Origin of the sequence: Clostridium sp. (genome assembly GCF_036642255.1) — a bacterium.
Classification (GTDB): domain Bacteria; phylum Bacillota; class Clostridia; order Clostridiales; family Clostridiaceae; genus Clostridium_J.
This window is the reverse complement of the sequence record NZ_JAVWDJ010000023.1, coordinates 12,099-25,767: the sequence shown is the minus strand read 5'-3', so window position 1 is coordinate 25,767 and position 13,669 is coordinate 12,099. Positions and strand designations below refer to the sequence as shown.

Sequence of the window (13,669 nt, the reverse complement as noted above, 5' to 3'; positions counted from 1 at the left end):
AATGAAAGTATAATAAATTTTTATGTAGTATATGTGGAATTTTTTTAAAGGTGCACCTTATGATTATGGGGCACCTTTTTTGATTATAACAGTATATATGAATTTTAGTTCAGCATTATATAAGCTGTTACTATTTGAAATAATCTTAATCACTCTGAGAAGTATAAGAAGGCATAATGCCAATTTGAACTCTATCTTCTACTATTTTTTTTTCGTCCCATTTCAGGTAGGTATAAACAGCACCTAAATTATCAGCATTATTAATTCCGATAATTCTTTGTAATGCAAGTAGACTACTTAAGCCATTATAGTTTTCTTGTAGGGGCCATAAAGCACCTAATCCAAGGACTCCACCTACTGTGGGATTTGAAATTTTTCCACTGCTTTCATAGATCCCTGCTTCTAGGTACATTTCTTTATTATTGCTTACATCAATAGTGAATTCGGTATTATCCTGCATACTCTTTACTATTACCTTAAACTGATCTATAAAGGTGGCAGTATAATTAGAATTGCTTTCAAATACATTGGAATCAAAAATCAGTACAGGTTTTAAATTTTTTAAAGTGTAGAGATAGGATAAAATGTATCTTCCACTGCCTCCTGTATCCACACTAACTAACATATCTAATTTATCATGATCTGTAAAATGCCCTAAATAAAGTTCAGCATTATATCCTGATGCATTATGCAAAGGCACCTTGATATAGATGTTTGCTTTGGGAACTTTTATTAATAAAGTAATATTATCAGAGAAAAATTCATCAGGTGAGGTTTTTTCTCCTAAAAGATAAATATCTTCAGGAAAACCATCGCCGTTTACATCACCTTGCTTAAAATCTAATATATAAGTATTATTTCTCATATTTTTCATAGATTTATACCTCCATTCAATGATTTACTTCGCTACTCATTATTTTATTCAAAGGAAGTAATTAGTTGAAGGATGAAGGCTCTTTACAAATAATTATTTTTATAATTTCTATGACTTAAATATCAAATTAAGGACACTTGAATATTATATAAGGAAGTTAAGTATTTAAATATAAGAGGATGTGAAGGTATTGAATTCAAATTTGAGTAAAGCTAAACGAAGAGTTATTGCTTGTCTAACTATGTTAATTGGAATTATTATTTTAGTATTATCCTTAAATTTTGTGAAAAACATTATAATCTCTAATAAGATTCGAACGAACTTTGAACAGGGTAGCACTAATTTAACTTTAGGGAAAGCTGATGAGGCAAAGGAATGCTTTAAGGCAGCAATTTCCCTTAACAAGGAGAATAAAGAAACTTATATTTTTATTAAGGATGAATATTTAAAAGCAGGAAGATTAGACGATGCACTTTCAGTTTTGAAGGAAGGAAAGAATAATAATATACCAGGACTTGAGAGTTTTATTGAGGATATAAAGAAAAAGTTTCAAGTGGCAACTTTGGAAGATACTATATACCAAAATGAAATCTACAACTTATCACAACAAGTCATGATAAAAATAAATAATGAGGATATGAATGTGGCAATCAAGTGGAAGGATACTAAGATAGAAACAGATAAGCTCGGAGATTTTGTTTTTGAAGGAATGGCAGAAGAATATGAGAGAACTGTTAAATTAACAGTGCATGTTATTCCCAAAATTATAGCAGTAAAAGGGGTCAGTGCTTCTATTATCCAAGGACAGGAATACAGTTTACCTTTAAAGGTTACCGCAACTTATAGTGACAAAACTACTAAGGAAGTCGATGTGAAATGGACTCCAAGTAAAGTTGATACAACAATCCTAGGATTACAAGAATTTGTTGGCACTGTCCAGGGCTATGAAAAGGAACTCATAATGCAAGTTACAGTTAAGCCTAAGGCAATAGAAAAAGCAAAACAAATTGGGTATATATCTAAGACTTATGTAGAGGGTGGCAAGAGATATTTAACCTTTGATGAGGTGGCATTTCTAACAGGAGAGGAAGCTATTAAAGAGGCTATAAAAGATCAGGTCGCAGTATTTGAAGATGGAGAATATTACGTACCCAATGGTTACTACATTCTTAATAAAAGTCAAGAGGTAAAATCATTTGTCATAGCTGACAATGCTTCACTAAATCTTTTAGGTTGCTGGATAGATCCATATGATTGGGATATAAGTAACAAGCCTGTTTCCTATGATTTGTTTAGTAGCATCTGTAATAATCGCGACTATATGCTATGTTATATCTATACTGAAAATAATGTGGTTGTAAAAGTGGAAGGACAATATACCCCTTAACAAAATGAGCTTGTTCATTATTTAATCCTTTGGCATAAGAGGAAAAACCCTCTAATAGAATAAATAAAATAGTAATATGGAGGGGAATTATTATGTCAGAAATTTTTATAGAGTTGCTTAATGAACTAGATGCAGAAAAGCTCTTTAAATTTGAGTGCGAAAATAGAGATTACTTTGAATCTATGGTTCCGTCTAGGGGAGAGTATTATTATAATTATGATAATTTCAAAGCCATATTCAAAGATATTCTGCAGGAACAGCATATGGGGCTAGCGTATATGTATTTGATAAAAGACTGTGCTAGCAATATTATTGGAAGAGTAAATCTAGTGTCAGTAGTTAGAGGAAGGGTTAATAAGGCAGAATTAGGATACAGAATTGGTAAAGCTTATGTTGGTAGGGGGTATGCAACAAAGGCAGTAGGCCTTGTTTTAAAAGAAGCAAGAAACAAGCATGCACTGCACTACCTAGAAGCAGGGGCAGCTTCTGACAATATTGGTTCCCAAAGGGTGCTAATTAAAAATGGATTTAAATTTACAGAACGAATTAGTAACTATATTTACCATAATGGAAAATGGAAAGACAGCATAAATTTTGAAAGGAGATTTAGTGAATCAGTAAAATGAATTTAATACAGCACTATAATAACATGAATTTAATAAAGTTTAAATTCATGCTAAAGATTTAAGAGATCTATGTTGAACAGAATTTATGTGGGAAGTTTTAGGGTGAAATAAATGAGTTCTAAGCTGCTTTTTAATGGAAAGACAGTTTAGAACTCATAAACTTTTGTAGAGTTAACATTAAGTTAACTTCTCTATAATTTTATATATAAACTATGTCATGTAAGGAACAAAAACAACTAAGGTTAATACAGTATCAATTAGCATACCATAGCTAAATTTAAATATTCCCACGTCTTCTGTATCTTGCTTATAAAGTAAGTATGCATAATAATAGCTGAGAGCACCTATTAAGGTGCAAATTCCTATACCTACTATTTTTGAAGCTACTAATTGTGGCAGCGCAAAACTATAGGTCTCATAAACCGTCGGTATAATGCCATAGGTTTTAATTGCTATTGCTATAATTGATAGTAGGATAAACCCTCTTTTTTTATTTTTTTCAGAATAAGCATAATCGAAAAAACCTACAATTCCAGCAATCAATATAGTAGGTAATATCCACTTAAAGCCATAAACAAATACATAGGCGAAACTAAACATTAAACTCTCCAGGGTGGAAGAAAGGGCTCTAGAACTTTCTGATGCTCTTGGCATATTAATTACTTTTTTAAAGTCTTTATTAGTAGATGCAATATTTACATTAACCTTGTCAATTGAGTTAAAAGACAGAAATCCTACAAAATCCTTTTCTATATAGGGAAAGAAGCACATCTCTCTAGTTCTACTCACATATTCAACGTTTTCTGCTTTTCCATCTTTTAAGGTGTAGGCAATCAAGTTTTCCTGATAAGACTTTTTACCGAAAGTTCTTCCAAAGACTCCATAAAATTTACCGCCATCTTTAGATTCACCACCAACATTTTCTTTAATGATCTTTGAATTATCTATATAAATTGGATTATTCACTGAACTACTTCCATCTAAAGCAAATTCAAAGCCTTTAGTTTGATTGAAGGCACCCTTCCAAAATTCCTCAATTACAATATAACCTTTTCTACCGTCAGTGGAGCAGGCAAAATTTTCATAGGTTACCTTTTCTGGTCGAGGTAATTCTACAGCTGTTTTTACTTCACTCATTTTATTTCCCTCTATAGAAAAAAAATTCAAGAACTTTTGATCTTCAAGGAAACAAATAAAGAAGCCATTATCAGTTTTGCTTCCAGTTATCATTGAAGCATTCTTACTATCAACAGTATCCACTATATCATCTATAGAATTAATAAACTCTATTTTATTTTCGTAGGCTACAACATAATTTCCTTCATCAAGTTGATAAGTAGAATTTATACCTTTTATTGTGTATATATCAACAACATTAAACTCGTTATCTAAAATAAAATTTTCTAAATATCCAACACTCGCAGATGTTGAGGAGTAGGCTAATCTATATCCATTCTTTGTTTTTACAAATAATACATCTTTAATAAAATCCTCATTTAACTCAAAAGTATTATTAGATAAAACAGTACCATTTAAATCAGTAGTGACTAAATGCAATTTTCTGGTATCATCAAAGGCTATTAATATTCTGTCCTTTTCTTTTATTACTATAGGATTATTTTTTGCATTTCCAATGCCAACCTCAACTTCTTTGCTCCATTGATCAGAAGGAGGAAGTTTATATAAGTTATAGTAATTTTCAAAGTGAAGAAATAAAGTTATAAAGAATACTAAAAAAATCCCCAGTACCGCAAGTTTCCTTTTGCTTTTCATTTTTAATCCCCCAAAATTCTAAAATAATAAAATCCCTATTATAATTATATTGCCATAATTTACTATATACAAATTCATTTTTTGAGAAAAGTAAAATATTAGAAATACCTTAGGTGTAAAAAATAAAAAGGTTAACTTTAGATAAGTTAGCACTACAATGAAAAATCTACCCTCTGCATTTTTGCAGAGGGTAGATTTATATGGAAGAGAATTGATTATTCTGAAATTTATCACAATTAAAATATCATTTTCTGTTGCATTATGGTATAATTTACATAAGTAACTTAAACTTATTAGTGTAGAGGGGTTAAAAATGAGGAGCAAGCAAAGAAAGATACTAAAATGTTCATATTGTCATAATAGTAAAACAAGCACTAATATAGAAAATGAAAATAAAATAAGTGAAATTCTTCATTCTTTAGTTAATATAAATAAAATGAACAAGAATGATTTCTTTAAACGAGTTTTTGAAGGAGTTTTTAAATTAATAACTGAAGCGGAAAAGGGGTCTTTTTATGAGCTTTTTGGTGAGAAATATATCCCGATTTTTTCTCAAGGTTATGATTTAGATGTCCTTAAGAAGCTTGAGTTTAATAAAAATGAATTTTTTATCGGTTTCGAATATACCAGTGCTTCAAATATAGAAGTTTATCAAACCTATGTTGAAAAAAGGGATGATAGTAAATTTACAAAGGAGATATTAGATACATTTAAACAACTTGGAACTTATTCAAATTTTACAACCTTATATGCCCCAATTCGAATTGAAGGTGAAAATATAGGTTTAATTTGCTTGGAATGTTTCAATAAAGCTGGTTTTTCAAATAACTCTATAAAAGTATTGAAGTTTTACACACAAATTATATCTGATTTCTATGCTCAAAAGATAATTCAAGATAAGCAAATTAAGTTAAATGATGAAATTATAGCAGCTTTAGTATCTGCTATTGAAATTAAAGATAAATATACAAAGGGACATGCTCTAAGAGTAAAGCAATATAGCTGCGCAATTGCAAAAGAACTTAAGTTATCACAAGCTCAAATTTGGAATATTAGCACTGCAGCTTTATTACATGATATTGGGAAGATTGGAGTTCCTGAAGATATATTAAACAAGCCTGGTAAGCTTACAGAAGATGAGTATAATATTGTTAAACTACATACTGTGGACGGAAAGAACATTCTGAATAATATTAATGATTTTTCTGATATTGCAAATTTTGCTCTGCACCATCATGAAAATTATGATGGGTCAGGTTATCCTCATGGTTTAAAGGGAAGCGAAATACCTATTGAGTCTCAAATTATACAGATAGCAGACTCCTTCGATGCAATGACTTCAGAAAGAGCATATCGAAAAGCTTTTTCCACTGAAAAGGCCTTAGAAATTATTGAAGAAGAAAAGGGAACACAATTTAATCCCGCTATCGCTGAAGTTGCAATAACTTATTTCAAAAACAACATACTTGAAAAATAGTTTTGGATGTGTAATGTTGTTTGGTTTAATAATCTAAAAAAGAATAAAGAAGAATAACTAAGGGAGCTATCTCAAAATAGAAAGTAATTTCTGGGATGAGGTAGCCTCTATAGTTTTTTTGAAAAAATGCAAAAACCTGAAAAGAACAACTTATTTAACCGCCGTAAAAATCCTGATTCCTTAGGAATGAAACAAAGGCTATTTGATAGATATTACAGAGGAACCAATACAGGGGAAGGTCACAAGGGCTCTGGTCTCGATATGGCTATTGCAAAGCAAATTGTGTAAGCTCATGGAGAGGAAATAGAAGTAAAAAGTGAACTAGGGAAGGGAACTACAGTTAAAATTATCTTTAACTAGGTTCAATTAATGAAGAAGGCAGCTAAAAGCTGCCTTTTTTTATTACTTTATCAAAGAAAAATCAAAGTTTTCTACCTCATATACTAAATCAAAGGTATCTCCTTTAAAAATATCAATCGTAAATTCTTCAGGTAAAGTTTTTATAAATTCAAGGGCGCCACTGGTGACAATACCGGTGGTAATAATCATACCATGTTTAATAGCGTTACCTTCCATGGCCCCAACTAGTTTTCTAACTACATCTTTATCAACTTTAAAGGGGGCACTGTTTTTATAATAATATCTTTTGCATTCAACATAGACTTCTTCCTCATTATAGAAGCATTTTATATCCACACCACCATCTGGACCAGGAGGAGACACAGTAACACCAGTGTAGCCTTTTCCCTTTAAAAAGTCTCCACACCACAACTCAAATTCTCTAGGGGATAAATTGTAAAGTTCTTCTCGTAGATTAATTTTAGAGCAATATTTTCTATAGTTACTAATTGCAGATTTCAGTAAAGTAAGTAATTTCTTTGTTGGGCCAAATATTAAAATAATCCCAATAGTTATGGTTACAGGAATGTAATTACTCATATAATGCATCTCCTAAAAATTTCTTTGATTCTTTTAGAGTTCTAATCCCCTTAGTAAAATGATAACCATCTACTAAAAGCACTTTATGCTCTCCATCTTGATGTTCAGCAAAATCTAAACTTTCATTTGAGCAACAACCATTAGTAATTATGATTCCATACTTAACACCATCATGAACCATTTGACCTAACATTTTTTGTACCTTTGGTCTCCCTATTGAATAAATTTCCTCATCTCCATTTTTAACATCCACAATATTATCTAAGATGCATTGAACGTATACTTTCTCCCCTTTAAATTCACAGGTAAAATCAACATTTTTATAGTCAATAGAAGCTGTTGTAATGTTTGTGAAGCCCAAATCTTTTAAATATACCTCTGACAAACTTAAAAATTTATCAAAACCAAACTTATATAAATCTTGAATTGACAATATTCCAAGTTCTAATCTTCTATTAAATATTTCATTTTCAAGGAATTTATTCAATTTCTCAAATATCAAAATCCCTAATTTTAGAAAGATAAATGCATAAATAAAATAAGAAATAATAGTTAATAAATTCATTTAAATTCACCTCTTTAATAATTTAGACAGGATTACACATTAGTATTCATTTGGGGATGAAGATAAAGAAAAACCGTGCATGTTCATAATTATTTGCCAAACAAATTTGTCTTTGAAGGAATTAAAAGAAAACATATTTATGTGGTTATCTTATTGGTTCCTAGAAAGATAGTATTGAATTATTTAAATACTTAGAGGGGTGTGCAAGAGTTCTATTATTAATAGGAAAATCATAATTATATTTAAGATATATTGTGGACAAACTGAAACCTTTAATTACTTCACAGAAAAAAAATCTATTTAAAAATACATAATGGAGGATATCATATGTTAAAAGGAAAGCACATCAAAAACACAATAAGAGTGGCAACTAGAATAAGTAAGAAAAGAGCCATTATAATCCTAAGTTCAATGTTTGTTGGTGTTTTATTAGTGGTAATAGGGATTACAGCAATCCTCTCAAGTCCTGGATACGAAAAGGATAAGCAATGGACTGCCAGTGATAAAATAACCACAGATAAATTTGAAATTTCTATTATATCAGTGGAAAAAAGAGATCAGGTGGGAAGCGGTATCTTTGAATCAAAACCTGCTGAAGGTATGTGGTATTTAACTGTACATTGGAAATTTAAAAATGCATCTAAAAATTTAATAAGTACTGCTGAAATGCCAACTCTACAATTAGTGGACAATTTTGGTGCAAAATACGAAGCTGATCTTGATGCATCAATATCTTATATCACCGAAGAGTTTACCTTGGATACTACAATTTTTAATGATTTTAATTCAGGGGTATCCGTATCTGATGTGTGTGTGTTTCAAGTACCAACAGATTCACTTCAAAACAATGAGTATAAGCTATTAATTAATGCTGATAAGGAATTAGTAGTAGACATAACTGAGGGATTAATAAAAGAAGTAATGGCTGAGTATGTACCTTTTAAATAAGGAGAAAAAGAAACATAGATGGGAAAGTTCATGTTAAGTTCATATAGGAATTTTAAAATACCTCCATAAGCTAAATTTATGGAGGTATTTATTATGGCTAAAACTAAAAAGAAAAATAAAAAAGGTCTTATATTTGGAATGGTGATAGTGGTTGCAGTAACTGGTTTGGGTGCAATGACCAGGTTTAAAAACAATAGAGAAAATCAATATTCTGAAGTAACGCCTAAGATAGAAAGTATTGAAACCTACTTCACCTTTTCTGGTAACGTGGAAAGCAAGAACACACAAAATGTAATGGCAGAGAAGGTAATGCAATTATCTGAAATTAAAGTTTCTGAAGGGGATTATGTTGAAAAGGATGATTTGCTTTTTAAAACTTCTCAGGGAGAGTCTATAAAAGCCAAGGTTGCAGGAACTGTTTCAAAGATATATGTTGAAGAAGATGCATCAGTGATGGCAGGAGCAAAGCTCTGCGATATTATTGATTTTGATAATCTACAAGTAACCATTAAGGTGGACGAGTATGATCTTTCGTCTCTTGCAATAGACAAAGAAGTTTCAGTAACTATTGGAGCCATAGATAAAAAAATCACTGGAAAACTATCTGATATCTCTGATACAGCAATAAATCAAAATGGTGTTGCTTATTTTACTGCAACTTTAGATTTAGAAAAGGATAGCGCTGTGAAGGTGGGAATGACTACAGAGGCAAAAATTATTAATAACAGTGTAAAGGATGTTTTAACAATTCCAGTGAAAGCATTGCAGTTTAATGAAGAAGATGAAACCTATGTATATATAAAAGGAGATAGAAATGTTCCTACTATGCAAATAGTAGAGGTTGGTATAAACGACGGCAAAACAGTTGAAATCACTGAAGGGCTTAGTGATAATCAAGTTGTGATGTATGAGAACGTAGAGGCTTCATCAGATGAAACTAGTGGGTTAGTTCCTCCTATGAGGGAAAGACAAGGGGAGTAAAATGGAAATATTAAATCTTAAAAACATTATAAAGATCTATGAAATGGGAGAAGAAGAGCAAACAGTGCTTAAAAATATCAACCTTACCATTGATAAAGGGGAATTTGTATCTATCCTTGGACCTTCTGGGTCAGGAAAATCTACACTGATGAATATTATTGGATGCCTTGATGTACCAACAGAAGGTAAATACATTTTAAATAATAATGAGGTAGAGGATCTTGATGAGGCTGAACTTGCTCAAATTAGAAATAAAGAAATTGGCTTTGTGTTTCAACAATTTCAGCTTTTACCAAGACTTAATGCCCTTCAAAATGTGGAATTGCCATTGATTTATGCAGGAATTCCAGAAAAACAGCGCAGGGAGAAAGCAAAAGAAATGCTTTGTCGTGTAGGACTTTCAGACAAACTAAAAAACAAGCCAAATCAACTCTCTGGAGGACAACAGCAAAGGGTTGCCATCGCAAGGGCTATGGTAACAGAACCAACTATAGTTTTAGCAGATGAACCAACAGGGGCACTTGATCAAAAAACTGGGAAGCAAATCATGGAGCTTTTTAAAGAGCTTCATAAAGAAGGTAAGACAATAATAATGATTACCCATGATGAAGAAATTGCAAAGCACGGAAGCAGAACTATAAAAATATTAGATGGAAATTTGAGTGAGGTGAAGATGAATGTTTAAAGAAAGTATCATCATGTCCTGGCAAAACATTATTCATAACAAAATGCGTTCATTTTTAACCATACTAGGTATTGTAATTGGGGTAGCTTCTATCATAACCTTAATAACTATTGTGCAAGGAGTAACGGAAAGTGTTACTTCCACCATTTCTGATATGGGGGCTAACAAAATAACCATTCAAGCTATGGGAACCCCTCTAAAGAAAGGGCTTTCAGATATTGATGTTAAGGAGATCTCAGAAATTGATAACATCAAAGGGGTTTCTCCCACCATCAGTGGTAAGTCAAACATTGTTTATGACAAAACAGTGATGGAAGACATTACAATTCAGGGGAAGAATCAAGTTTACTTTGCTAATACAGAAGACTTACTCCAAAGTGGCAGAGGAATAAACATTTTAGATATTAGCAATAAAAATAGAGTTTGTGTAATTGGGCAAAATATTGTAGATGAGTTTTTCAAGGTTGAAAATCCTATGGATAAAGAAATTATTATAAGTGGCGTAACCTACACTGTGATAGGCACACTGCAAAAATCAGATGGGTTCTCCATAGGTAGTAACGATAACACAATAATTATCCCCTACACCACTGCAATGAGTTTACTTGGAATGAAAAACATTAATAGTGTTGAGATTTTTATGGAAAATGGGAATATGGCTGAAAACACCACAGCTGACATTGAAAGTGTGATGAACACCACCTTTAACAACAACAGTGATGGTTATAAAGTATCAAATATGCAAAATATCTTAGATAGAGTAGATGAAATGACAGGTATGATGACAGCTATGCTTGTTGGTATTGCTTCAATCTCCCTAGTGGTTGGTGGTATTGGAATCATGAATATGATGCTTGTATCTGTAACAGAACGAACCACAGAAATAGGACTTAGAAAAGCACTAGGTGCAGAAACAAACACCATACAACAACAGTTCCTGTTAGAATCCATATTCCTATCCTTGTTTGGAGGATTTATTGGACTTATAATAGGTATAGTTATTGCTTATGTTGGGTGCTTAGCACTGAAAACAACCTTTAATTTATCAATAGCTACAATTTTATTAGCAGTGGGATTTTCTGCAGTAATTGGTGTAGTTTTCGGATTTACTCCTGCAAAAAATGCTAGTAAATTAAATCCAATTGACGCACTTAGAAGTATATAGAAAGAGATTAAGAAGATCTTTAAGAAGTTATGATGCTATAATTGAAAAGTTATAACTAAATAAAAGTATAAGTCAAAGTTTGTTTATTCTTAAGCCAAAGCCCTATGGATAAAGAAGTTTAACTCTTGAAGTTCATTTTTTATATTAGTAAAATTCATAAAGGGGATCGTGAGTGAAGTGTTTAATATCTTAGTATGCGAGGACGACAAAAATATAAGAAGGCTAATGTGGCAGTATTTAAAGAAGGATAACTACAATGTTTTTGAAAGTGAAAATGGTGAAGACGCTCTTTCAATATTAGGAAGCACTCACATTGATCTTTTAATAACTGATATAATGATGCCAAAATTGGACGGGTTCTCCTTATCAAAGGACTTAAGAGAGGCAGGCCTTGAGATGCCTATTCTTATGATAAGTGCAAAGGAAACCCTTGAGGATAAAAAAACTGGTTTTTATGTGGGAGCAGATGACTATATGGTGAAGCCCATTGATATGGATGAGATGTTAATTAGAGTAGGGGCACTGCTCAGAAGGGCCAAAATTGCCAGTGATAAAAAACTCATAGTTGGAAACACCATCTTTGATTACAGCAGCCTAACAGTAACTTTAGGAAAGGAAATCTTGGAACTTCCCAAAAAGGAATTTCAACTAATTTTTAAACTTTTATCACAACCAAATAGAATTTTCACAAGACATCAGCTAATGGATGAAATCTGGGGTTATGGAGCCGAGAGTGACGAGCGCACTGTGGATGTTCATATAAAAAGACTAAGAGAAAAGTTTTGTTATAACGGGGATTTTGAAATTATTACTGTGAGAGGCCTTGGCTATAAGGCGGTGAAACTATGAAAAAAGTTAAAATATTAAGTTCTATGTACACAAAGTTTATTGCCTTCTTTTTAGGAGCTTTCATACTTTCTATGCTAGCTGCAGCGCTATTTGCCTATTTCACACAATTTGATAATATTAGGTCTTACGTAAGAAAAACTATAGAATATAGAGCAAATAATATTAGAGCCTTGGTAAAAGAGCAGGGGATTCCAGTAGAAGATGCGTGTAGATACCTAACAACTACAGATGTGAATATTTACACCAAGGAAACCTTACAAAATAGTGACATTACATTTTCACAAAAGGAAATAGGGAAGATGAAAAATGGAGGAACTATTATACGTATGCAGCCAAACAGTGAAACTCATGTTTTAGCTGTATTAGAATTGCAGGGAGAATATATCTATATTACTCCTGATCTTAAGAATAATGCAATTAGTCAATTTATGATGCTCCAAAGAACAACCTTCTTTGTCCCTCTATTCTTTGGTAGTATACTAATTATCCTTGCAGTAACAAAGGTGGTTAAGCCTATAAAGGAACTATCTAGAGCCTCAAAGGCGGTGGCTGACGGAAACTTTAATGTAGAAGTGAAAGTTAGAGGAAAGGATGAGGTTGCTGATTTATCCCGGAACTTTAACTTAATGGTTAAAGAGCTTTCAACTAACGAATATCTCCATAAAGATTTTGTCAGCAATGTATCCCATGAATTTAAAACTCCAATCACTTCTTTGATGGGATATGCTAAGCTATTGAAAAAGGAAGATCTAACATCAGAGGAGAGGGCGGAGTATGCAGACATTATAATCTATGAAAGTCAGAGGCTTTCTAAATTATCATCTAGTTTACTTAGATTATCACAACTTGAAAATGAAGTAATAAGGCAAAATAAAAATGAATTCTCTCTTTCAGAACAAATTCGTGATTCAATTTTACTTTTACAAAATGACTGGGAGAAGAAAAATTTAGAACTGGATTTGAACTTAGAGGAAGTGGACTTCATTGGAGACAAGGAACTGATGTATCAAGTTTGGGTAAACCTAATTTCAAATGCTATTAAATATTCAAAGGATAATGGATACCTAAAAGTCAATGTTAAAAAAACTGATAAAATCACAGTGGAAATAATTGATAACGGCATTGGAATGAGCAAAGATGAGCAGGTGAAAATTTTCCTAAGATTTTATAAGGCAGATAAATCAAGAAACAACGAAGGCACAGGTCTTGGACTTTCTATTACAAAGAAAATTGTAGAGCTTCACCATGGAACCATTCAGGTTGAAAGTGAAGTAGATAAAGGAAGTAAATTTACCGTTACTTTATCACCTCCAGTTGGTTAGTACCTCCGAGGTACTAACATAATTTGGAAATATCAGGAGAAAATTCTTTTCAAATAATTAAAACTGTACCCCATAAAG

At 31.9% G+C, this 13,669-nt stretch carries 14 protein-coding genes; 10 read left to right on the top strand and 4 right to left on the bottom strand.

The annotated features are described in order from the left end of the window. Window positions 1-145 precede the first annotated feature (145 nt). Window positions 146-874, bottom strand: coding sequence for a VCBS repeat-containing protein (locus RR409_RS13025; RefSeq protein ID WP_332558199.1), 729 nt, complete (start codon window positions 872-874; stop codon window positions 146-148). A gap of 190 nt (window positions 875-1,064) precedes the next feature. On the opposite strand from RR409_RS13025, the gene RR409_RS13020 reads away from it, so the two are divergent. Further along, complete coding sequence (locus tag RR409_RS13020; RefSeq protein WP_332558198.1) at window positions 1,065-2,261, top strand: Ig-like domain-containing protein; 1,197 nt, start codon at window positions 1,065-1,067, stop codon at window positions 2,259-2,261. A gap of 92 nt (window positions 2,262-2,353) precedes the next feature. Next, on the top strand, window positions 2,354-2,887 hold the full coding sequence (locus RR409_RS13015; protein WP_332558197.1) for a GNAT family N-acetyltransferase: 534 nt from the start codon (window positions 2,354-2,356) through the stop codon (window positions 2,885-2,887). 210 nt (window positions 2,888-3,097) lie between these two features. Here RR409_RS13015 and RR409_RS13010 read toward each other — a convergent pair whose 3' ends face one another. Further along, complete coding sequence (locus tag RR409_RS13010; protein ID WP_332558196.1) at window positions 3,098-4,660, bottom strand: hypothetical protein; 1,563 nt, start codon at window positions 4,658-4,660, stop codon at window positions 3,098-3,100. A gap of 313 nt (window positions 4,661-4,973) precedes the next feature. Here RR409_RS13010 and RR409_RS13005 point away from each other — a divergent pair, with 313 nt between their 5' ends. Together RR409_RS13005 and RR409_RS13000 are read left to right on the top strand one after the other, a co-directional pair. Further along, complete coding sequence (locus RR409_RS13005; protein ID WP_332558195.1) at window positions 4,974-6,137, top strand: HD-GYP domain-containing protein; 1,164 nt, start codon at window positions 4,974-4,976, stop codon at window positions 6,135-6,137. A gap of 126 nt (window positions 6,138-6,263) precedes the next feature. Then, the gene (locus RR409_RS13000; protein ID WP_332558194.1) at window positions 6,264-6,425 is read left to right on the top strand and encodes a hypothetical protein; all 162 of its coding nucleotides are present in this window, start codon (window positions 6,264-6,266) and stop codon (window positions 6,423-6,425) included. 114 nt (window positions 6,426-6,539) lie between these two features. Here RR409_RS13000 and RR409_RS12995 read toward each other — a convergent pair whose 3' ends face one another. Both RR409_RS12995 and RR409_RS12990 read right to left on the bottom strand, forming a co-directional pair. Further along, a complete protein-coding gene (locus RR409_RS12995; protein ID WP_332558193.1) occupies window positions 6,540-7,076 on the bottom strand; it encodes a restriction endonuclease in 537 nt (178 codons plus the stop codon). Next, window positions 7,069-7,641: a restriction endonuclease gene (locus tag RR409_RS12990; RefSeq protein WP_332558192.1), complete on the bottom strand. Its 573-nt coding sequence runs from the start codon at window positions 7,639-7,641 to the stop codon at window positions 7,069-7,071. Before RR409_RS12990 ends, RR409_RS12995 begins: the two co-directional genes overlap by 8 nt. 327 nt (window positions 7,642-7,968) lie before the next feature. Between RR409_RS12990 and RR409_RS12985 the strand changes: the two genes are divergently transcribed. The 6 genes from RR409_RS12985 (at window position 7,969) to RR409_RS12960 (ending at window position 13,591) form a co-directional block, all read left to right on the top strand. Next, on the top strand, window positions 7,969-8,589 hold the full coding sequence (locus tag RR409_RS12985; protein WP_332558191.1) for a DUF4352 domain-containing protein: 621 nt from the start codon (window positions 7,969-7,971) through the stop codon (window positions 8,587-8,589). Window positions 8,590-8,682: 93 nt separating this feature from the next. After that, entirely contained in the window at window positions 8,683-9,570 is an 888-nt protein-coding gene (locus tag RR409_RS12980; protein ID WP_332558190.1) for an HlyD family efflux transporter periplasmic adaptor subunit, read from the top strand. A 1-nt stretch (window position 9,571) separates the two neighbouring features. Further along, the gene (locus RR409_RS12975) at window positions 9,572-10,255 is read left to right on the top strand and encodes an ABC transporter ATP-binding protein (protein ID WP_332558189.1); all 684 of its coding nucleotides are present in this window, start codon (window positions 9,572-9,574) and stop codon (window positions 10,253-10,255) included. Beyond that, on the top strand, window positions 10,248-11,420 hold the full coding sequence (locus tag RR409_RS12970) for an ABC transporter permease (RefSeq protein ID WP_332558188.1): 1,173 nt from the start codon (window positions 10,248-10,250) through the stop codon (window positions 11,418-11,420). Before RR409_RS12975 ends, RR409_RS12970 begins: the two co-directional genes overlap by 8 nt. A 177-nt stretch (window positions 11,421-11,597) precedes the next feature. Next, complete coding sequence (locus RR409_RS12965) at window positions 11,598-12,269, top strand: response regulator transcription factor (protein WP_332558187.1); 672 nt, start codon at window positions 11,598-11,600, stop codon at window positions 12,267-12,269. After that, entirely contained in the window at window positions 12,266-13,591 is a 1,326-nt protein-coding gene (locus RR409_RS12960) for a HAMP domain-containing sensor histidine kinase (protein ID WP_332558186.1), read from the top strand. Before RR409_RS12965 ends, RR409_RS12960 begins: the two co-directional genes overlap by 4 nt. The last annotated feature ends 78 nt before the right edge of the window (window positions 13,592-13,669 follow it).

Bases quoted from the DNA above. Each gene is read 5' to 3' on its own strand.
- RR409_RS13025 (WP_332558199.1), bottom strand. From the start codon at position 874: ATGAAAAATATGAGAAATAATACTTATATATTAGATTTTAAGCAAGGT.
- RR409_RS13015 (WP_332558197.1), top strand. From the start codon at position 2,354: ATGTCAGAAATTTTTATAGAGTTGCTTAATGAACTAGATGCAGAAAAG.
- RR409_RS13010 (WP_332558196.1), bottom strand. From the start codon at position 4,660: ATGAAAAGCAAAAGGAAACTTGCGGTACTGGGGATTTTTTTAGTATTC.
- RR409_RS13005 (WP_332558195.1), top strand. From the start codon at position 4,974: ATGAGGAGCAAGCAAAGAAAGATACTAAAATGTTCATATTGTCATAAT.
- RR409_RS13000 (WP_332558194.1), top strand. From the start codon at position 6,264: ATGCAAAAACCTGAAAAGAACAACTTATTTAACCGCCGTAAAAATCCT.
- RR409_RS12995 (WP_332558193.1), bottom strand. From the start codon at position 7,076: ATGAGTAATTACATTCCTGTAACCATAACTATTGGGATTATTTTAATA.
- RR409_RS12990 (WP_332558192.1), bottom strand. From the start codon at position 7,641: ATGAATTTATTAACTATTATTTCTTATTTTATTTATGCATTTATCTTT.
- RR409_RS12985 (WP_332558191.1), top strand. From the start codon at position 7,969: ATGTTAAAAGGAAAGCACATCAAAAACACAATAAGAGTGGCAACTAGA.
- RR409_RS12980 (WP_332558190.1), top strand. From the start codon at position 8,683: ATGGCTAAAACTAAAAAGAAAAATAAAAAAGGTCTTATATTTGGAATG.
- RR409_RS12975 (WP_332558189.1), top strand. From the start codon at position 9,572: ATGGAAATATTAAATCTTAAAAACATTATAAAGATCTATGAAATGGGA.
- RR409_RS12970 (WP_332558188.1), top strand. From the start codon at position 10,248: ATGTTTAAAGAAAGTATCATCATGTCCTGGCAAAACATTATTCATAAC.
- RR409_RS12960 (WP_332558186.1), top strand. From the start codon at position 12,266: ATGAAAAAAGTTAAAATATTAAGTTCTATGTACACAAAGTTTATTGCC.